Origin of the sequence: Algoriphagus marincola DSM 16067 (assembly GCF_000429405.1) — a bacterium.
GTDB lineage: Bacteria > Bacteroidota > Bacteroidia > Cytophagales > Cyclobacteriaceae > Algoriphagus > Algoriphagus marincola.
The window spans coordinates 456,561-477,511 of sequence record NZ_AUBU01000002.1 but is presented as its reverse complement, the minus strand read 5'-3'; the positions used below and the strand labels follow the sequence as shown (position 1 = coordinate 477,511).

The 20,951-nt window shown below is 43.1% G+C and carries 16 protein-coding genes; 10 read left to right on the top strand and 6 right to left on the bottom strand.

Annotated features, from left to right (window positions below; translation table 11 throughout):
- The first annotated feature begins 20 nt into the window (after nt 1-20).
- From G457_RS0105170 to G457_RS21080, 3 genes are all read left to right on the top strand, one after another.
- Nucleotides 21-758: a hypothetical protein gene (locus G457_RS0105170; protein WP_026945509.1), complete on the top strand. Its 738-nt coding sequence runs from the start codon at nt 21-23 to the stop codon at nt 756-758.
- A 1-nt stretch (nt 759) separates the two neighbouring features.
- Nucleotides 760-1,122, top strand: coding sequence for a preprotein translocase subunit SecG (gene secG, locus G457_RS0105165; RefSeq protein WP_026945508.1), 363 nt, complete (start codon nt 760-762; stop codon nt 1,120-1,122).
- Nucleotides 1,123-1,265: 143 nt separating this feature from the next.
- Nucleotides 1,266-2,198 (top strand): sterol desaturase family protein, encoded by a 933-nt coding sequence (locus tag G457_RS21080; RefSeq protein ID WP_035483161.1) that lies wholly within the window; start codon nt 1,266-1,268, stop codon nt 2,196-2,198.
- Nucleotides 2,199-2,208: 10 nt separating this feature from the next.
- Here G457_RS21080 and G457_RS0105155 read toward each other — a convergent pair whose 3' ends face one another.
- Nucleotides 2,209-2,919, bottom strand: coding sequence for a hypothetical protein (locus tag G457_RS0105155; protein ID WP_026945507.1), 711 nt, complete (start codon nt 2,917-2,919; stop codon nt 2,209-2,211).
- A 216-nt stretch (nt 2,920-3,135) separates the two neighbouring features.
- On the opposite strand from G457_RS0105155, the gene G457_RS0105150 reads away from it, so the two are divergent.
- From G457_RS0105150 to G457_RS0105140, 3 genes are all read left to right on the top strand, one after another.
- On the top strand, nt 3,136-3,414 hold the full coding sequence (locus tag G457_RS0105150) for a co-chaperone GroES (protein ID WP_024281503.1): 279 nt from the start codon (nt 3,136-3,138) through the stop codon (nt 3,412-3,414).
- A gap of 32 nt (nt 3,415-3,446) precedes the next feature.
- Entirely contained in the window at nt 3,447-5,078 is a 1,632-nt protein-coding gene (groL, locus tag G457_RS0105145; protein ID WP_026945506.1) for a chaperonin GroEL, read from the top strand.
- A 155-nt stretch (nt 5,079-5,233) separates the two neighbouring features.
- Entirely contained in the window at nt 5,234-5,620 is a 387-nt protein-coding gene (locus tag G457_RS0105140; RefSeq protein WP_026945505.1) for a response regulator, read from the top strand.
- An 18-nt stretch (nt 5,621-5,638) separates the two neighbouring features.
- Here G457_RS0105140 and G457_RS0105135 read toward each other — a convergent pair whose 3' ends face one another.
- Together G457_RS0105135 and G457_RS0105130 are read right to left on the bottom strand one after the other, a co-directional pair.
- Nucleotides 5,639-6,733 (bottom strand): serine hydrolase domain-containing protein, encoded by a 1,095-nt coding sequence (locus G457_RS0105135; RefSeq protein WP_026945504.1) that lies wholly within the window; start codon nt 6,731-6,733, stop codon nt 5,639-5,641.
- Nucleotides 6,734-6,749: 16 nt separating this feature from the next.
- The gene (locus G457_RS0105130; protein WP_026945503.1) at nt 6,750-8,267 is read right to left on the bottom strand and encodes a S10 family peptidase; all 1,518 of its coding nucleotides are present in this window, start codon (nt 8,265-8,267) and stop codon (nt 6,750-6,752) included.
- A gap of 152 nt (nt 8,268-8,419) precedes the next feature.
- On the opposite strand from G457_RS0105130, the gene G457_RS0105125 reads away from it, so the two are divergent.
- The 4 genes from G457_RS0105125 (at nt 8,420) to G457_RS0105110 (ending at nt 16,116) form a co-directional block, all read left to right on the top strand.
- On the top strand, nt 8,420-8,674 hold the full coding sequence (locus tag G457_RS0105125) for a hypothetical protein (protein ID WP_026945502.1): 255 nt from the start codon (nt 8,420-8,422) through the stop codon (nt 8,672-8,674).
- A gap of 184 nt (nt 8,675-8,858) precedes the next feature.
- Nucleotides 8,859-12,536: a phosphoribosylformylglycinamidine synthase gene (purL, locus tag G457_RS0105120; RefSeq protein ID WP_026945501.1), complete on the top strand. Its 3,678-nt coding sequence runs from the start codon at nt 8,859-8,861 to the stop codon at nt 12,534-12,536.
- 293 nt (nt 12,537-12,829) lie between these two features.
- Nucleotides 12,830-14,527: an amidohydrolase gene (locus G457_RS0105115; RefSeq protein ID WP_026945500.1), complete on the top strand. Its 1,698-nt coding sequence runs from the start codon at nt 12,830-12,832 to the stop codon at nt 14,525-14,527.
- A 257-nt stretch (nt 14,528-14,784) separates the two neighbouring features.
- Nucleotides 14,785-16,116 carry a GntP family permease gene (locus tag G457_RS0105110; protein ID WP_026945499.1) on the top strand — a complete coding sequence of 444 codons (1,332 nt, stop codon included), beginning with the start codon at nt 14,785-14,787 and terminating at the stop codon, nt 16,114-16,116.
- 3 nt (nt 16,117-16,119) lie between these two features.
- Here the strand turns inward: G457_RS0105110 and G457_RS0105105 are convergent, their stop codons facing one another.
- The 3 genes from G457_RS0105105 to G457_RS0105095 are packed head-to-tail and all read right to left on the bottom strand — an operon-like array spanning nt 16,120 to nt 20,532.
- The gene (locus G457_RS0105105; protein ID WP_026945498.1) at nt 16,120-16,908 is read right to left on the bottom strand and encodes an SDR family NAD(P)-dependent oxidoreductase; all 789 of its coding nucleotides are present in this window, start codon (nt 16,906-16,908) and stop codon (nt 16,120-16,122) included.
- A 10-nt stretch (nt 16,909-16,918) separates the two neighbouring features.
- The gene (locus G457_RS0105100; protein ID WP_322786333.1) at nt 16,919-17,983 is read right to left on the bottom strand and encodes a sugar phosphate isomerase/epimerase family protein; all 1,065 of its coding nucleotides are present in this window, start codon (nt 17,981-17,983) and stop codon (nt 16,919-16,921) included.
- Nucleotides 17,980-20,532, bottom strand: coding sequence for a DUF7133 domain-containing protein (locus G457_RS0105095; protein ID WP_026945496.1), 2,553 nt, complete (start codon nt 20,530-20,532; stop codon nt 17,980-17,982). The genes G457_RS0105100 and G457_RS0105095 overlap by 4 nt, the downstream gene beginning before the upstream one ends.
- Nucleotides 20,533-20,951: the final 419 nt, after the last annotated feature.

The following is a 20,951-nucleotide window of genomic DNA, read 5'->3' as shown; positions in this document are numbered from 1 at the left end:
ATATTGGAAAAAAAGTAATCGTGAACGCCAATCAACTCAAGGAAATATTAAGCCGGGCTAGTAATCTGGAAAAATCAGATGTCCTTCTGCTGAAAAAAATGCAGGAAAACTTCCCATTTTTCCAGCTACCTCATGCTTTGATCGCACGTTATGAATTCCAGAAGGAGTCCCAAAACTCTGAAAATACGCTAGGTTGGGCGGCTATTACCAGCCCTGACAGAATTTGGCTTCGTCAATTGATTCATCAAAAGCCTACCGTCAATTCGGAATCCAAAGACGAGGATCTTCTGCCAGAAAATCTCACTAAACCAGCCGAAGCCGCTAATCAAACCGCAAAGCTTGTTCAACTGGAAAAAGGGCTGAAATCGAACGGGCCTACACCTGAGGAGAAGCCCAAACCCAAGCGAAGAAAGGCTTCCGGAGACGACCTGATTGAGTCTATTAAAAAGAAAGAAAAAAAGCAGATTGTCGATGCCAAAAAGAAGGAACAGATCGATCTGATCAAGGCTTTCAGTAAAAAGGATATCAAGATGGCCACGATCAAAGAGATCGAAGCCAATCAAAACAAAGAAAATCTGGCTGAAAGCAGTACCCAAATCAAAGAAGAGCTGATCACCGAATCTTTTGCCAAGCTTTTGGTCAAGCAAGGGAAAAATCAGAAAGCAGTAGAAATTTATGAGAAGCTGAGTTTGAAGTTTCCAGAGAAATCAGCTTACTTTGCGAACTTAATTCAAAATCTGACTAATACCGACTCATAATATGTTTACGTTCTTGATTACCGTTATCCTGATTTTGGCAGTATTATTAATACTTGTCATCCTAGGCCAAAATTCTAAAGGAGGCGTTGGGGCAGCTTTCGGAGGTAGTGCTTCCCAAATTATGGGAGTGACTCGTACCGGAAATGTTTTGGAAAAAGCAACTTGGGTTTTAGCTGTATCCATTTTGGTTTTATCCTTGGTTTCTTCTGCTTTCTATACCAACCCGCAGTCCAATCAATTCTCATCTCCAAACATTGAAAATGCGAAGCAACAAGTAGTAGCTCCAGCATTCGGAGAACAGGAAACTGAAAGCATCTTACCAACTGAGGAACCCACAACTGAGCCTGATAGCGCAGGCAATTAATCACCGATAGAAATAATTAATGATGTCCGTCTTTTCAAGGCGGACATTTTTTTTGTACCTTGTAATCGAGTTGTTTTTTAGAGCAGGTTTGATGTTTATCACCACCAACTTTCGAAATCTGCTCCTGAATCGAAATTAATTTTATGCAAAATCAACCTCTCCGACTGGAGGACCTTCAACTTGAAAGCTGGCCAAATCTTATTCTATGGGCAGCTCCAATCATGTTTCTTTTGGTATTTATCGAATGGGGAATTAGCTGGTACCAAAAACGTGATGCGTATGATACCAAAGACTTCCTGGCAGCCTCTACCATTGGCCTAGTCAATGTTGGGATTAGCGCCATGATCAAACTGGCCACGTTCGGTGTAGCCCTATTCTTTTACAACCTGGCCCCTTTCAAAATTCCGGCAACATGGTGGTCATTCATTGTCTGCTTTGTCGCCATTGATTTTGCCAGATATTGGGCACATAGAGTCGCTCACGAACAACGTTTTTGGTGGGCTACGCACATCACGCACCACAACAGTTCCAAGTACAACTTCTCGGTTTCTTTCCGTTTGGGCTGGACACAACACATCAAGATCGTCTTCTTCATCCCTGTCATGTTGATGGGCTTTGATCCATTTGTGTTTTTCATCTGTCATCAGATAGCAGTCCTTTATCAATTCTGGATTCATACCGAATACATCAAAAAATTACATCCAGCAATCGAGTTCTTTTTTACCACACCTTCTCACCACCGCGTACATCATGCGAGTGATGAGCATTACCTGGACAAGAACTACGGCTCAACCTTTATTATCTGGGACCGAATGTTTGGGACATTTATGGAGGAGCAGGAGCGACCGACTTATGGTATTACCAAGCCGGTGACTTCCTACAATCCTATTTATCTGGTTTTTCATGAATGGAGAGACATTTTTGTTGACCTTCGAAAGGCAAAAAACCTGAAAGAAGCTTGGTTGATTCTTTTTGACAAGCCAGGTGCCGATGTGATCCAAAAACGTAAAAAGGCTGAAATCACAGCAAATCAGAACATCCCTAATACCGAAAAGGAATTAGTAGAAGCCAGCTAAGCCTTACCTTTCATTTACTGACATGCTGTAATAGCAATCTCTTGCTGATCGGAAGCAAAGTCTCTTCGATGGGAAAATCCTGCTTGCTATGCATTCGCCAAGCGGCGGGATTGGGCAATTCCTTGATTTCACGAATTAATTCCAGCTTCAAAGCCTCTAGGGTTCGGACTAGAGTCCGTTGAAAAATCCCCCCCAGCCACAAAGATATACTTCGGAAACGCTCCCCTGCTATTTGTAGCAAACTGGACTGATAGCGAAATGCATGGATGTCAGATCGCTTTTCCCGAGTTAAAAAAACAAATCCCTCTTTGGTGTAGATCGGTAATATGCCAACCGGCTCGAAGGCTATATGATCCTCCACAAAATCATAGATTGCTCTTCCTTCATAGATCTGATCTTGGATCTTTTCAATCGCAAAATCGGTAATCAGGTGAATCTCTTTCATCATCTCGGAATCATCTGATTGAGATTGATAATTCAACTTCTTCTTTTTGAAGTCCACACTTTCCAAAGCTTTTGGAAACATATCTGAAAGTTGTCTTTTGCCTGACTTGAAAGCATTGAGATTTCGATGATGCTCAATCAGCTCACCAAGCGGTGGGTAAAGCTTGATCGCCTTAAAGGATTTATCAGTTTCCTGCAAATAAGCCAATAATTGGTACTTTTTGTATTCAAAATCAATCAGGCCCTCGGTGATCCAATTTTTCGATAGTTTACTCATATTCTAGAAGCTTTTACAAAAAGTAATGAATTCTGACATTTTTGTCCAGAGCCTTTGGAAATTTTGACAGTTTTTTAGAATGAAAACTTCATAACAGCGGTCAGAAACTGACAAAGTGTGGCCGATTTGTCAGTGTTTTTCTTTAAAAACTCATTGGCACAGGAATCGCTCTAGTGGCTTCAGAATTTTAATCTAACCTTTAAAAATTTCATAAAAATGTCAAACGTGAACATCAAACCACTTGCGGACAGGGTGTTGGTACAGCCTGCTGCAGCCGAAGAAAAAACCGCTTCCGGATTATACATTCCGGATACAGCCAAAGAAAAGCCTCAGAAAGGTACGGTAGTGGCCATCGGAACTGGTAAGAAAGATGAACCATTGACTGTGAAAGTGGGCGACACTGTTTTGTACGGAAAATACTCCGGTACTGAGCTCAACGTCGACGGCGCTGACTACTTGATTATGCGTGAGTCCGACATTTTCGCAATCCTTTAATTATTTGTAGAAACTAAAAATCAAACAGAAAAATGGCTAAAGAATTATTCTTTGATACCAATGCAAGAGACCGCCTGAAAAAAGGTGTAGACGCACTTGCTGACGCAGTAAAAGTGACACTCGGACCAAAAGGCCGAAATGTCATCCTTGACAAAAAATTTGGTGCTCCTACCATCACTAAGGATGGTGTATCCGTGGCAAAAGAAATCGAATTGGAAGAGCCAATCGAAAACATGGGTGCTCAACTTTTGAAAGAAGTAGCTTCTAAAACTGCAGATAATGCAGGTGATGGTACTACTACCGCTACTGTTTTGGCTCAAGCTATCTTCAATGCAGGTATTAAAAACGTAGCTGCTGGTGCAAACCCAATGGACCTTAAAAGAGGTGTTGACAAGGCAGTTGCCGCAGTTGTTGCCAAATTGAGAGAAAACTCAAAAGAAATCTCTACAAGCAAAGAAATCGCTCAGGTAGCTACTGTATCTGCTAACAATGACGATGAAATTGGAATGATGATCTCCAACGCTATGGAGAAAGTCGGAAAAGATGGTGTCATCACAGTAGAAGAAGCAAAAGGTACAGAGACAGAAGTAAAAACTGTCGAAGGAATGCAGTTTGACCGCGGATACCTTTCTCCATACTTTGTGACCAACACAGAGAAAATGGAAGCTGAGCTTGAGTCTCCATACATCTTGATCTACGACAAGAAGATTTCTTCCATGAAGGAATTGCTTCCTGTATTGGAGCCAGTAGCACAGTCTGGCAAGCCATTGGTTATCATCGCTGAAGATGTAGATGGTGAAGCTTTGGCTACTTTGGTAGTAAACAAAATCCGTGGCGCACTTAAAGTAGCTGCTGTAAAAGCCCCAGGATTTGGAGACAGAAGAAAAGCTATGCTTGAGGACATCGCTATCCTAACTGGTGGTACTGTAATCTCCGAAGAGCGTGGATTCAAGCTTGAGAACGCTACAGTGGATATGCTTGGTCGAGCTGAAAAAGTAAATATCGACAAAGACAACACTACAGTAGTAAACGGTGCTGGACAAAGTGATTTGATCCAAGCTCGTATCTCCGAGATCAAAGCACAAATCGACAAGACAACTTCTGATTACGACCGTGAAAAACTTCAGGAAAGACTTGCTAAGCTTTCCGGTGGTGTAGCTATCCTATATATCGGTGCTGCTACTGAGGTTGAAATGAAGGAGAAGAAAGACCGTGTAGACGATGCATTGCACGCTACTAGAGCGGCTGTTCAAGAAGGTGTTGTTGTAGGTGGTGGTGTTGCGCTTATCAGAGCAGCAGAAGCACTTGAAAACCTAACAGGCATCAATGAAGACCAGGATACCGGTATCAACATCGTGCGTATGGCGATTGAGTCTCCTTTGAGAACTATCGTGCTAAATGCAGGAGGTGAGCCTTCTGTGATCATCAATAAAATCAGAGAAAATAAAGGAAACTACGGTTACAATGCCCGTACCGATCAGTACGAAGACCTTTTCAAAGCTGGTGTAATCGATCCTACTAAGGTAACTCGACTAGCTCTTGAAAATGCAGCTTCTATCGCTGGATTGCTATTGACCACTGAATGTGTAGTGGCAGACGTGAAAGAAGATGCTCCTGCTATGCCACCGATGGGTGGTGGAGGAGGAATGGGCGGTATGATGTAATCTGCTCATTCTAAATTATTTGAAAAGGGAAGCTTCGGTTTCCCTTTTTTTATTCACCTTTGCTAAACGAAACAACTTCATTAAAAATCTACCAAAACCTTTTTCTTGCTATTGGAATAATCGTATTTTGCCAATGCCTGATCCAATGACACTGCATGATTCAATTTGATGCCATTTTTCTAGTGGATGATGATCCGATTAATAACCTGATCAATAAACGACTGCTTGGAAAGACAGAAGTGAGCGAGAGCATTCTTGAATTTTTAGAAGCAGATTTAGCATTAAAAAAGATTGAAGAGTTTCCGCAAAACCAACAACTTTTGATTTTTCTTGACATCAACATGCCGGTCATGAATGGTTGGGAGTTTTTGAATACCTATCAGGAAAAATTTCCTGAAAGAAAAGATGAAATCGTAATTCTATCAAGCTCCATCGACTTCCAAGACAGGCAGAAAGCACTAAGCTTCAATATTGTATCGGGATTTCTTGAGAAACCATTGTCTCTGGATAAAATCAATTACCAGCTCAGCAAGTATATTTAAACTTGTCTGGATACTAGCTTAATTCCCACTGATCACTGGCCCGAGTCTTTCCCAAATCTGATTCATCAATAAAAAAGGTATTTGAGAAGTATCCGAACTTGCTCCCATTCGGACGATGACCACATTTTGAGAAGGGATCACCATCAAAAATTGTCCATTTTTACCCAAAGCCATAAACATGTCCTCGGGTGCATCCGGCACCAATGAACCTGGTAAATTTCTTCCCATGCCCGGCAACCTGTAAAAGCTTTGCCCATTTAGCCAGGTCAATAATCCGTAACTTGGATTAAAGTCTTGCGATGGACTGATCATTTGCTCTACAAATTCGGAATTTAGAACCTGTTCGTCTTCCCATTTTCCTTTGGCTAGAAGCAAAAGTCCAAAGCGTGCCATGGATCGAGGACTTGAATAGTACACATTATTTCCTCCGGTATTTTGCCAAAGGCCATTCATCCCGATCCTATCTCTGATTTTTTCATGAAAATAATCTTGGAAGGACCTGCCGCTTGCATTTTGTACCACTTGTTTGAGGACAGTATATGGAGCATTGTGATAACTCCATCGGGTTCCGGCTTTAGCCCTAAAGCGGAGGTCCGAAGGAGTCACGCTATTCAAATCACCTGTATCATCAAGCCCGGTGGTCATGCTTAGCTGATGAACAATCCTGATTCTTTTCTCCTCCTTATTTTCTAAAGAAGTCCATCCTTTCCCAAGGTATTTTTGGCTGCGATCCTTTAGCTTTAGGAGCCCTTCCGCTTCGGCGATTCCAAGAAGTGCCGCAGTAAGTGTTTTGCCGGCAGAGGCCCAATACCAAAGGGAACTCTCATCCATAGGCCCCATTCCGGTAAGGCGGTTTCCGCGGTATTCTTCGACAACGAGTTTCCCATCTTTCAAGATGAGAAAAGCTCTAGTATTGGTGCTTTCCAGCCAAGATAAAAACTCTCCCATTCCAGCTTGATCCCAGCCAGTTTCAGGGAAAGACATCCGCTCCCAAGTCAGACCAACCTTTGGGGGAAAATAAAGCTGAGACTCTGAAAGAGCTTGGGCTCTAAGCAAAGCAGAAGATGAAAAGCTAAGAAAAATCGTAGCTAAAAGTGTGAGACTTTTGGTCATTTGAATCTAAGCTGGATTATTTTCTCTGAGTATCCTCAATAAAACTCTTAAGATCAACTCTAAACTCCTGAGCGGAAGGAAGATGCGTGTACATCATATGACCTGCTTCATAGTAAGTCATAATAATGCGATCTATCGCCTGCTGAGGCAAATCCAGATGCGAAATAGAATGCTCTACTCCATAGAAAACAGTAGCCAAATCATAGTAGCCGTTCATGATCAAAACTTTCACATTGGGATCCTTGCTAAGTGCCTCCGCCATATCAGGAAGGGTGGTGACAGCGGCATCTGCACCCCAGAAGTTATTTCCCTGATGCTTCCAATCCCAATTAAACCCTGGCTTAGAATAAGCCGAAGTTGCATAAAGCCAATCTTTACTCACGCCCAACTGACCATGGAAATAATCCAAAAACGCCATGGTATAGGCTGGGGAAATTGCGTCACTTTGTGGATCTGTGAAGGAATCCATGGACATCGGATCGATATTGATTCCCTTGTATCGGGAGTCTAGTCTACCTACGGTGTTCTCCTCGTCGCGAAGTAGCTCTTGGAAATACTCTGATGCAGTGATTTTCAAATCTGCTCGCTCCCAAGTACCTGCTGCTATCCCAGTGATATCTTGAAGTTTTTGGGCAATTTGAGATTTTTCTGAGGCTGAAATTCGATTCCCCTTGAAAAGCGCAGGGGCATATTCATTCTCGGTGAATTCCCGTACTTCTTGCACAAATTCAGGTAAACTTTCTCCCTTATCAGCTACCCGATTGTGATACCAGGATGTCGCTGCCATGGTTGGTAGATAGACGATGTAGGAGACATCTTCATTGGGAGCGAAAAAGAGCGTTCGCAAATCAAAAACCGCCGAAACCATGATCACACCATTGAGCGCGTATCCTTTCCCCAATAGGTAATTCATTACTCCTGCGTTTCGGAAAGTACCGTAACTTTCTCCCAAAATATATTTAGGTGAATTGAGTCGATCATGCTCCTTCAGAAACTGCATGATAAATAAACTGACACTTCGGATATCCTGATCCACTCCCCAGAAATCCTTTCCTGTAGCCTCTCCTATTGGAACCGATAAACCTGTTCCCACGGGGTCCATCATTACTACATCTGCCACATCCAAAATCGAAAACTCATTATTTACCAATTCATAAGGAGCTGCAGGATTGTAATTAGGATCATCTACCACTACTCTTCGGGGCCCCATGATACCCAAGTGAAGCCAATAGGATGAAGAGCCCGGGCCTCCATTGTAGGCAAAGACAATCGGTCTATTTTTCTCAGGATTTTTCTTGAAATAAGCCGTAAATCCAAAAAGTGCGATTGGTTTGTTGTTTTCATCTTTGAGCTCCATCGTACCGGCATGAGCTCGGAGATCGATGGACTTACCGTCAATGTTGACTGAAATATCAGATTCAAAAACTTCTGCTTTAGGGTCTTGCTTTTTTTCAGCATTAGAATTTGTCTCCTGTGCCGAAAGGGTGAACGAGAGAAATAAAATAACGAAACAAAGGCTGTATATCTTGTTCATTTTAAAATTAGTTGATCATCAAACCCTTAAGATATATAAAATCAATCTGTCAGGATGGATTAGTAGTAAAAAACAATAATTTGCTGTAAATTAAATTCTAGTTGATAGAGTGACGTCATCATTTTCTAGAATTTCTTAAAATTTAAATACCTATGACCGGAGGGGCAGGTTTTAGTCGATCAGCAAAGCAGTCTTTTGATGAAAATCAGAAGCTTGGGAAATTTCGCGATAAGCAAAATGCCTATTCATCTGCAAAAAGAGGAAATGCTGTTCCAAAAGATCTAGATGACTTGATTGCACATCGCTATCGTAGAAGGGATTGGTACCTAAGGACTCGAAAAATCGTGATCATATCCTTTTTTATTGCAGTGATTTTATTGTTGAGCTACATACTCTTTCTAGCCTAATTTAACACGTCTTTTAAGTCTTCTCTTTTTTGAAAGCGGATTATTTTTAATCTGATTTTTGGCCTTAAACATAAACCAACTACTTCCCTTTTGACTTTTTCACTTTCAAGTGGCCAAGATTAAAAAGGGAATTTTCCAAAGCTTCTCTCAATTCCTTACATTTGCAGCTTACCAGCTAATGGACATGATTTTCTTCTTCGAATCACCCCAAAAAGTAGTCTACGCAGTACAGACTCCCCAACCTTTCGCCCAGGAAGACATCCAAAAACTGACATGGCTTTTCGGCGAAGCAACCCAAATCAATCAAGAATCTCTTTCCGGAAAATTTGCCGGTCCTAGAAAAGAAATGATCACCCCTTGGTCTACCAATGCTGTGGAGATCACGGTGAATATGGGCATTTTGGGCATCCAACGAATCGAAGAATTTTTCCCTTTGAAAGATGGGGAAGAAATTGACCCAATGCTTCAAAAGGCTTATGAAGGGCTGACACAGAATATTTTCGAAATTGATTTGGAGCCAGCACCTATTCAGGCAATCACCGACATCGCTGCATACAATAAAAAAGAGGGGTTGGCGCTGAGCGATGAAGAAGTAGCTTACTTAGAAAATGTTTCCAAACAATTGGATAGACCGCTGACGGACTCCGAGGTTTTCGGATTTTCTCAAGTGAACTCTGAGCACTGTCGACATAAGATCTTCAATGGTACTTTTATCATCGATGGAGAAGAAAAGCCTAAAACACTTTTCCAATTGATCAAAGAAACCTCCAAACAGCATCCTAACCGTATCGTCTCAGCTTACAAGGACAATGTCGCTTTTATCCAAGGACCCAAAGCGCATCAATTCGCCCCCAAAACCCAACATCAAGCGGACTTTTTTGAGGCAAGAGAAATCGACACGGTCATTTCGCTAAAAGCTGAAACACATAACTTCCCAACCACTGTAGAACCTTTCAACGGGGCTGCTACAGGCTCTGGAGGGGAAATCAGAGACAGGCTTGCCGGTGGTACTGCATCCATTCCACTTGCAGGGACGGCGGTCTATATGACTTCATACCCTCGATCCGAGAAAGGTAGAACTTGGGAAACAAATCTCCCTGAAAGACCTTGGCTGTATCAAACGCCCATGGATATTTTAATCAAGGCGTCAAATGGTGCATCTGATTTTGGTAATAAGTTTGGTCAGCCTCTGATCTCTGGTTCACTTTTGACTTTTGAACATGAGGAAGGCGATAAGCATTATGGCTTTGACAAGGTCATCATGCTGGCTGGCGGTATTGGTTTCACCAATGCCAACTATGCCAAAAAAGACGAACCAAAAGCAGGAGATCAAATCGTGGTCATGGGTGGTGACAACTACCGGATCGGAATGGGTGGATCTGCAGTTTCCTCCCTCAATACGGGTGAAGTTTCCAGCTCTTTAGAGCTTAATGCAGTACAGCGATCGAATCCTGAGATGCAAAAACGGGTGGCAAATGTCATCCGTGCCATGGCGGAAAGTGCTGAAAACCCAATCATTTCCATCCACGATCATGGAGCAGGAGGACACTTAAACTGCCTATCAGAACTAGTCGAATCCACCGGAGGAACGATCCATATAGATCAATTGCCAGTGGGCGATCCTACACTTTCATCCAAAGAAATAATTGGAAATGAATCCCAAGAAAGAATGGGCTTGGTGGTTTCTGAAAAAGATATTCCCACACTATCCCAACTTGCGGCCAGAGAACGTGCTCCTTTCTATGTAGTGGGAGAGACGACTGGCGATATGCACTTCATTTTTGAAAATCAAAAAACCGGTGAAAAACCGGTTGATTGGAATCTGGCTTACATGTTTGGATCTTCTCCGAAAACTATTTTAGAGGATCAGCATCAAAAGCCAAATCTTCAGGAAGGCCAATACAATTCTGAGTTGGTTTTAGGCTATATCAGAGAAGTGCTACAACTGGAAGCCGTGGCTTGCAAAGACTGGCTTACCAATAAAGTTGACCGTTCCGTAACTGGCCGAGTAGCCACTCAACAGACTGTTGGGGAAATCCAACTTCCTCTCAACGATGTGGCGGTGATGGCTTTGGATTTTAATGGAACCAAAGGAATTGCAACCTCCATCGGACATGCACCGGTGGCAGCATTGGCTGATGCTGAAGCAGGCAGTAGATTGGCTATCGCTGAAGCATTGACCAACTTGGTTTTTGCTCCTATTGAAGGAGGACTTCAGGGAGTTTCACTAAGCGCCAACTGGATGTGGCCTGCCAAGAATTCCGGAGAAAACGATCGCTTGTATCGAGCTGTTGAGGCTTGTTCTAAGTTTGCAATAGACCTGGGAATTAATATCCCGACTGGTAAGGACTCGCTTTCCATGACACAGAAGTATCCTGACGGTAAGGTAGTTTATGCTCCGGGTACAGTGATTATTTCTACTGTCGGCGAATGCTCTGACATCAACAAAACCGTTCAGGCTACACTAAAGCCACACCAAGGCTCGAAGGTCTATTACATTGATTTTTCAAAAGATCGGGCGAAGCTGGGAGGATCTAGCTTCTATCAGACACTTAACAAAGTGGGAACTGAATGCCCTGATATAAAAGACAGCTACTATTTCAGTCATGCTTTTATGGCTATTCAAAAGCTCATTGAGCAGGGGCTTGTATTGGCAGGACATGATATCTCCTCCGGAGGTTTGATCACAGCGCTTCTGGAAATGTGCTTCCCTAGTGCTTCGGTCGGTCTCAAAGTCAAAACGGACAGATTGAAAGAAAAGGATCTTATCAAGGCTCTTTTCTCTGAGAATTCTGGTGTTTTGATTCAGATTGAGCAGGTAGAGAAAGTCAGAGCCATTTTGGATAATTATGACATCGATTATATTTCTATTGCAGATGTGACTTTGGATTCGGCTGTTTCCTTACCGGAAATCGGCTTGAACCTAGATGTAGCCGAACTACGGGATGTATGGTTCCGCTCTTCTTACCTTCTTGATCGCAAGCAAAGTGGAGAGAAGCTTGCAAAAGACCGCTTCGACAATTACAAAAATCAAAAGCTCAGCTATCAATTTGGAAAAGATTGGACTGGAAACTTTATAAAGTCGGGAATTGATCCTTTCAGAAAAGAAAAAGGTCAATCTAAAGCTGCAATCATCCGGGAAAAAGGAGTCAATGGAGACCGGGAGATGGCCTATTCGCTGTGGCTGGCAGGTTTTGAAGTGAAGGACATTCACATGACCGACTTGATTACTGGTCGCGAAGACCTCAGCGATGTACAGATGATTGTCTTCGTTGGTGGCTTTTCCAATTCAGATGTTTTAGGGTCGGCAAAAGGTTGGGCAGGTGCTTTCCTTTATAATGAAAAGGCCAAATTGGCATTGGATAATTTCTACGCAAGACCGGATACCCTTTCTCTTGGGGTATGTAATGGCTGTCAGCTGATGGTCGAGTTAGGTTTGGTAGGAAAAACCAACAGCTCCAAGGCTAAAATGCTTTATAATGAAAGTCATAAATTTGAATCAGCTTTTGTAAATGTGACGATTCCAGAAAATAATTCTGTCATGCTTCAAGGTTTGAGTGGGCAGCGCTTGGGAGTATGGGTGGCGCATGGTGAAGGTAAATTTTCCCTACCAGAACCAGAAAATGAATACAATGTCGGCATGAAATACAGCTATGAGGCCTATCCTGGAAATCCAAATGGATCGGATTATTCGGTAGCTGGAATTTCTTCAAAAGATGGTCGCCATTTAGCAATTATGCCTCATATTGAGCGAAGCTTGAAGCCCTGGAATTGGCCATACTATCCAGAACAGCGCCACGATGAGTTTACGCCTTGGCTAGATGCCTTTATAGCAGCCCTTAAATGGTGTGAAAGTCAATAATAAATCTTTAGACTCCTTTGGTACTTTTATCAAAGGAGTTTTTTTTATAATAACCTGGATGAAATTTTCTCCATTAAGTCAACAAATTCTTTTTTTTGGTTTCTTTTTGAGATGTTTTGCTAAAAACCTGCTATAAATATTAGTCAAAAACTGTATTTTAAACCTCTAATAATCAAACAATAACGGTTCCTCCACATGAAATGCCCATGAGAATTAATTCTCACACAGGGGGATGCCCCGATACATCGGGGTAGGGCATTCCATCTGACCTCTAAAAATCAATTTATAAACAGATGAAATATCTTAGTCTAGCCCTCAGTTTACTTCTACTTTTTGGAGCCTGCCAAACAGTGAAAGAAGAAATCCCTGCAGTAGTCTATTTCGGAGGAGATATTCTGACCATGGAAGGCGACCAGCCTCAATATGTAGAAGCCTTGGTCATCAAAGGTGATAAAATTGATTTTGTAGGGAGCTCGGACGAAGCAATGCGAGTAGCGGGCCCCAATCATAAAATGGTCAATCTGGAAGGAAAAACGCTACTTCCGGGTTTAATCGATGGGCATGCTCATTTTGGAAATTTTGGATTGCAGGCAGTCGGAGCGCAGTTGCTAGCCCCGCCAGACGCTACGTGTAAGGATATCCCTAGGCTGATCCAATTGCTGAAGGAATGGAATACACCGGAAAACCTGGCTCTGACAGGATGGATCTTTGGAACAGGCTTTGACGATTCCGTTTTGGAAGAGAAGCGTTTCCCAACCAGACATGACCTAGACCAAGTCAGTACAGAAATCCCAATTATGATTACGCATATCTCTGGGCATTTTGCTGTAGTCAATTCTAAAGGACTCGAAGTCTTGGGCTTTGATGAGAAAACACCTGATCCGGAAGGAGGAATCATTCGAAGAGAAGCAGACGGAAAGACTCCGAACGGTGTACTTGAAGAACTCGCTGCAATCCCATACATGCTAAAAGCACTCATGCCCAAGGATCAAGCAGGGGCAGACCGGTTTTTTCAGGCAGGTCAGGACATGGCTCTTTCATTCGGATATACCACTGCACAAGAAGGTAGAGCCATGCAAAATCACGAACTATTGGCTGCAAATGCCGAAAAAGGAGAGTTGAAAATAGATGTAGTCAGCTACATTGATTATGCCTTTGCAGATCAATACATGGGATCAACCTGGAATAGCAAAAATTACACGAATCATTACAGAATTGGTGGAATGAAAATTACCCTGGATGGATCTCCACAGGGCCGAACTGCATGGCGTACACAACCCTACCTACTTCCTCCTGATGGAATGGGAGCTGATTATGCTGGCTATCCCGCAATCCCCGATGACGCAACGGTGCAATCTATCATGGAAAAAGGCTTCCAAAACAACTGGCAAATCTTAGTACATGCAAATGGAGATGCCGCGATTGATCAATTGATCCGGACACTTCGCCCAAATGTAGATAAATATGGAATTGGCGATAGAAGAAACACGCTGATTCACGGCCAATATGTCCGCCAGGATCAGTTGGATTCTTTAAAGGCTTTGGATGTAGTCGCTTCACTTTTCCCCTTACACACTTTCTATTGGGGGGATTGGCATAAGCAAATTATCGGAGATGAACTTGGAAATAAAATCAGTCCCGTCCGAACAGCCTTAAACAAAGGCGTAAAAATCACCATTCATACCGATGCTCCGGTAGCACTTCCCAACTTAATGCGTGTTTTGTGGACAGCTGTCAACAGAACCTCTCGATCTGGGGCCATCATTGGAGAGGGCGAAAGACTAACTCCTTATGAAGCGCTTCAGGCCATTACGATTTGGTCTGCCTATCAGCATTTTGAAGAAGATGAAAAAGGCAGCCTGACCCAAGGGAAATTGGCAGATTTGGTCATTTTGGATAAGAATCCACTAAAAGTTGCCGCGGATGAAATCAAGGATATTCAAGTATTGGAGACGATCAAGGAAGGGGAGACTGTTTTTTCAAGGGAATAGCTTTGATTAGAATCCACCCGTTGCCTAGACCATCCCATAGATTTAGATTATTCCCTGAAAACTAAATACGACACACAACTGAGCAGAAGCTGTGCCACCCAACCCTCTCAAAAGCACATGAGAGGGTGCTTTTTTTATAGAAAACCTATTCTTCTGTAGATACTTTCAAAAGTATATTTGGGTGCCTACATCAATTACCTTTTATTTTTCGGTTTTTTAGGCTTTTTTAGTATTCATCAGCCCAAAACAAGCCTCACATGGTATTAATTCTATCTGTTCTTTTTGTACTTGCTTTCATTTTAATAGCCATCGTCAAATATGACATTCACCCCTTCCTAGTGCTTTTTGCTGCTGCATTACTCTACGGCTTGCTGTCTGGAATGTCCTTTGACTTGATTATTCAATCTATCTCTGAAGGCTTTGGCGGTGTTTTGGGTTCTGTCGGATTGCTAATTCTTTTGGGAGTAATTTTGGGTACTTTTTTAGAAAAAACGGGAGGAGCTTTAGTCATAGCAGAAAAAATTCTAAGCTGGATCGGTAAAAAATCAGTGAACCTCACCATGATGCTGGGAGGATATGTTCTTTCTATTCCAGTTTTTGGGGACTCTACAATTATCATGATGAACCCCATTGCCAAATCCTTGGCAGTAAAAAGTAACCGTTCTTACGCAGGAACCATGATTGCCCTTTCGCTAGGTGCCATGTGTAGTCATTCGCTTGTCCCTCCCACACCTGGCCCTATAGCCACCGCCGGGATACTTAATGCGGACTTGGGACAGATGATTTTCTGGGGTGTAATCGTATCGCTATTGACTCTCATTCCGGGCTATATTTTTGTCAACAAATTCGTTTCGCGAATTCCACTTGAAGCAACTATCGAAACAGATCAAGAAGCCGTCTCTCGAAATGATTATCCTTCAGCAATCAAGTCATTTCTCCCGATCATCATTCCCCTGTTGTTGATCATTATGGCTTCCATAGCCAATTATCCCACCAAGCCTTTTGGAGAGGGACAATTATTAGGAGTGATCAAATTTATCGGCTCACCGGTCATAGCATTGCTGATCGGTGCGCTGCTTTCTTTTACCCTACCCAAAAAACTCGATAAAAAAATGCTGTCGGCAAGTGGTTGGGTCGGCAAGGCACTCTTGATTGCTGCCCCGGTTATTTTCATCACAGGTGCCGGAGGTGTATTTGGGAAAATGCTTCAAAATTCAGGAATAGGAACTCTGGTCAGCGAAGGGATGAAAGATGCCAATTGGGGTATTTTCCTGCCTTTTCTGATCGCTTTTGCGCTTAAGACAGCTCAAGGTTCTACTACAGTCGCGATGATTACGACAGCTTCCATCATTGCTCCTTTGATGGTACCACTGGGTCTAGATACAGAAACGATGAAAGTACTGACTGCCCTCTCGGTCGGTGCAGGAGCCATTGCCATTTCCCATGCCAATGACAGCGGATTTTGGGTAGTCACTCAGCTCTCTGGCATGACCGTGAAGCAGGGAAATCAATCTCACAGCCTAGGTACCCTGATAATGGGGATTTCGGCCATTGTGATTATATACCTGATTAGTTTATTTGTTGGATAAAAATTACCGCGCCGTCCAGCCTCCATCTACGGTGATCAAGGAACCTACCATGTATGTAGCGGCATCGGAAGCCAAAAAGAGTGCCGCTCCCTGAATCTCCTTCAACTCACCCCATCTTCCCAGCGCTGTGGCTCCGACGATAAATTTCTTTCCCTCCTCGGTATTAGCAATCGGCTCATTCATTTCAGTCAGAAAAGGCCCGGGACAAATGGCATTTACGGTGATATTCCATGGAGCAAGCTCCAAAGCTAAAGCTCGGGTCATATTAACAACCGCCCCCTTACTTGCGGTGTAGGGAGTACGATTAGCCAAGCCGACCACACCCAGTGTGCTCGCCAAATTAATAATTGCCCCTTTTTTCTTTTCTTTCATAGAAGGAATAACCGCCTTCGAGGCCAACCAGGTCCCATTCACATTGATATCCATGACTTTCTTAAAATCCTCTTCCGAAAGCTCATCAATCCCTCCCCGAATATTTATCCCAGCTGAATTGATGAGTGTATCAATTCGTCCAAACGTATCCAAGGCTTTTTGGGCCATAGATTCCATCGCTTTTGCCTTGGTGACATCTGCAGCAAAACCAATGGCTTTGACCCCATATTGATTGGAAAGTTCCAAAGCAGCTTCGTCGCATTCGGCTTGATTACGGCTGACAAGCATCACATCTGATCCCGCTGAAGCCAAGCCCGCTGCCATGGCAAAACCCAATCCTTTGGAACCACCTGTGATGATGGCGGCCTTGCCTTTTTGAGTGAAAAGTTCTACTCCCGGAAGTTTGGTGAAATCAGTCATTTGCTTGGATTTAGGTTAAAAGGTTTGATTTGGAGAAGTTTAAGCATTTTTTGACGTTTTCTTCCTCCACTTGTAATTTTTGTTGGTCTGAAAGGCCAAAAACCTGAGGTAAAGAGCCCGGATAGCTTTCTTTGCGGACAAAGGATAAATGCCTAGAGAGCTCGGAACCTGAAACACTTTCAAAAGTCTCCCAATACTTATCTGTAAGGCAAGGAATTTTCAAAGGGTCCCGGGTGATCATTTCCAGTGAAAACTGAATATCCGGATTGTATTTCCTGCAGAGATCCATACCTTTTTTCAAATCCACAATCCCCTCTCCTAAAGGCACTTCTGAGAGTAAAAAACCATCCTCGTATTCCTGAACTCCCATGTCTTTCACATGAGTAGAAAAAGCAAAAGGGGCCAAATTCTCGATCACTTTGTTCGGGTTTTCCAAAAGGGAAACATTATTTCCAAAATCAACCGTAGCACCCACCCACTCAGAACTTAAGTTTTTTAAAATTTCGACAAGTTCCTCCGAAGTCCAGTCCTTATGGTTTTCCACTGCCAATTTCACCTGATGCTTTTTGACTACCCCTTCTGCAAATTGCAAGGATTTCAATGCCTTTTTCTTAAAGTCCCGAAATTGATCCACCGACTCAAAGTTTTCATAGCGACGACCATTTAAGCAAACTGTTCGTAGCACATCCACACCTGCGTTTTTTGCATCCTTGATTTCCTTTTCAAATCGATCTAAATCCGTCTCATCTTTTGGTAACCCGATACTTCCTTCCAAATACAAGTCCAACTTCTCCCGTTCTTCTCTTACCTTATTGCTAAAGTCAAGTCCCCAAGCTCCCACGGTAGTCTGAACTCCTCCGGCACCGATTTGATGACAGTGCCGCATCAAATCCAAAGCATTTTCAAAAGGAGGAAAATTCTCGTTTTTCACCCTACCTCCATAGCGCATTCCATAAGAATGGATGACTATTCCCATCGAATAGCCTTTCAAAAAATCAGGAATTCTGGGAAAAGGCATAGAGAGGGAAAGTCCTGCCAAACTGCTGGCTTGAAGGAATTGGCGTCTTTTCATCATGGCTTGGGGTTGGGTTTTGTCTCTTCTTGATTGAGTTTGGCGATATGCGCGTTCAGTTCGTCAGCTGACCAAGGGTAAACTCTCCCTTGCGATGTATGGCGCGTACCTCCCACGAGTCTTGGACTGATTGGTCCGGCTTGATTTCCCCATTCATTTCGGATATAGGTCAAAATAGCCGCAATACTTCCATCATCCATGGTGGAATGGGATGGCATAACAGGGAGAATTTCCGGTGCATCATATTCTTTCCCATTGACAGAGATCGGACCTTCGATTCCGTGCAATAAAATCAAAGCAAGCCTTCGCTCATCTCCAATCACCCATTCAGAACCTACCAAAGGCGGCCCCATTCGATTGACACCTCCTCCATTACTCGCATGGCAACCTGCGCAGGAAGTCAGGTACTTTTGCCTACCATCAGCAAAAAGCACTTGAGATTGCGCATCTAAAGTCAAAATATCATTAGATTCCTTATCAGGCGAAAACCCCTCCCAACGAAAAAGATTCTTTGCCCGAGAAAGCTGCTGATTTTGTGCCGTCAATTGGAATAATTCCGGCTCTTCATCTAACCAAAATTTCCCTTGATTTTCTGCCTTTGAACCTTGAATGGCTAGCGCTGACAATACTGCCTCAGAAGACCAATGAGTTGATTTGGAAGCAATAAAATTCAAAAGAGAAGCAGTCTCATCTGGATCTGAACCTTGTACTACAGCCAAAGCGAGCGTCTCTAAAAATATGGCTTTCGCTTCCGTTTGGGTTTCAAGAAAGCTCTCTTTATCAAGAAAAGACAAAAATTCAAACTCATCCCCTTCTAAGCTGCTCATGACCGCATCCCGAAAAAGTGCCTCAGAACCAAAATCCTCCAAAATGGACTTCAACAGATCAAATTTATCAGGAACTTGCAGTTGGGAGGCTGTTAAAGCGATCTGAAGTGCCAAAGCCTCATCTTGAATCGGTCTCATTTCCTTTAGGATTATTCCCAATCGCTTAGCAACTGACTCATCTTTTTCAGCAGCTTTTTCCAAAATCCTTAAAACATGCCTTTGCACCTCTGTACTTGAGGTGCTGAAGATTTGAAATAAAAAATCAGCATCTGCAGAACCCAAGCCTTCCAAGGCCCATAGTGCATGGATTTTTCCCAGTTCGGTTTTTGACTTTTCTAGGATAAAATTTTCAAGTAGCGGAACCAAACTCCCCTTTTCGCTTTCTACCAAAAGCCGTTGAGTCATGTCTCGATACCAGCCATCTGCATGGTCCAAGGTTGAAATTAAATCTTCATCGGAAAGCTCTGTTAGATTAACACTTTCAAAATTAGAATGACCTTTCGGAACTATTCGCCAAATCCTACCCATATGGCCCGGCTGATCAAGATTGCGAAGCAAGGTCTGCTCTCGAAGATAGTCTGTCATGTAAGAACCATGCTGTACGATTCCCTGATACATATCAGCGATATACAATCCCCCTTCAGGACCTAAAGTCCCATAAACAGGCCGAAAACGTTCATCCGTTGAGGCCATAAATTCCCTTCCGGGATTAGGATCCTCAGCGGATAGTTTTACGCCCTCCTCTCGAATGACATTGCGCTTTACAAGATTCCCGGCATTCTCCATCACAAACATATTACCATGATACTCCTGGGGCAAAAGGCTTGCTCGGTAAACGGTCGGTGCACTTGCCGAAGTAAATTCAAGTAAACGGCCGGTAGAGTCCAATGTGCCGGGAATATAGCCCCGATTTACAGCCAAATTACTTCGGATGGGATAGACACGGCGATCAATGGTCAGGCCATGATCGATTCCTGTATTCGTTTGATGATTCTTGTTTCTGCTGAAAGTATTTGGCGGAACCAGATCACCATGAAGCTGCGACCAGTTATAATTATAGATCAAGCGACCCTGATCATCTTGGGTGATACCCCATTGTCCTCTAAATTCGGTACTATCCCGGATCCATTCTCCATCCTGTAGTCGATATCGAAGCCTGGATTTGGCGCTGTAGTACCAGTTGTCTAGATTTCTGACAAAACCATTATCTGAATGTTCGGGAATTCCATTGGCAGCATAGGTGGAATCCAATAAGACCTTTCTATCAGCTATCCAATCTCCGTCCAAGTCTTCGGTAACCCAAAGCGCATTATTTTCGGCGACCAAAGCCCCATTTTCAAAAAGCCCTAAGGCACGAGGCATGATCAAGCTGTCCAAATAAACAATCCGATGATCCATTTTGCCATCACCATCTGTATCTTCTAAAATAGCAATGGATCCGACGGGTTGGCCCTCTTCAGAGCCATCGATATCATTCATATATCCACGCATCTCCACGACCCAAAGCCTCCCTCGTTCATCAAATTGGATGATCACGGGACTTTCTACCAAGGGTTCGGAAGCAACCAATTGAACTTCCAGTCCAGGATCAATTTGAAAAGTGAGAATTTCTTCCTCGGCAGCTCGTGCAGGGCTATCAGGAGTCTCAGGTATTGGCTTCGGCTCCTTGCAGGCAGCAAGAATTGAAATGGAGCAAAAAAAGACTTTCCAAGAGAGCCTATTCATGGCATGTAGATTATTTTGGGCGATAAGGTCAATAAACCTCCTTTCTAAAATGAAATATATTTCCCTGATTACCAAACGAGTATTTGGTGAGCGGTTTGAATTATGAGCTTTTGAAAAAGAAAGGGCTCAAATAAACCACAGGAGAGTTTACTCCCGCAAAGAAGCAAAGTGGCAATGGATTGAATGAAGAATTAAAAAGATACTGAAGAAAGAGTATTGAAGGCACGAAATATATTAGCCGGGGGGGGGGGGGGGGGGCAAACCCCAGGTAAAAGAACAACATCATTCCCAAGCGCTGGCCCTTGATCTCGAAAAGGAAGTAGAAATAGGGTGCCAGTAAGACGGAAACGAATTTGCTTAGTGAACAGATGCTATAACGTCAATTTACCACGGCGGAAAAGTACTTCCAATTTTCAAAT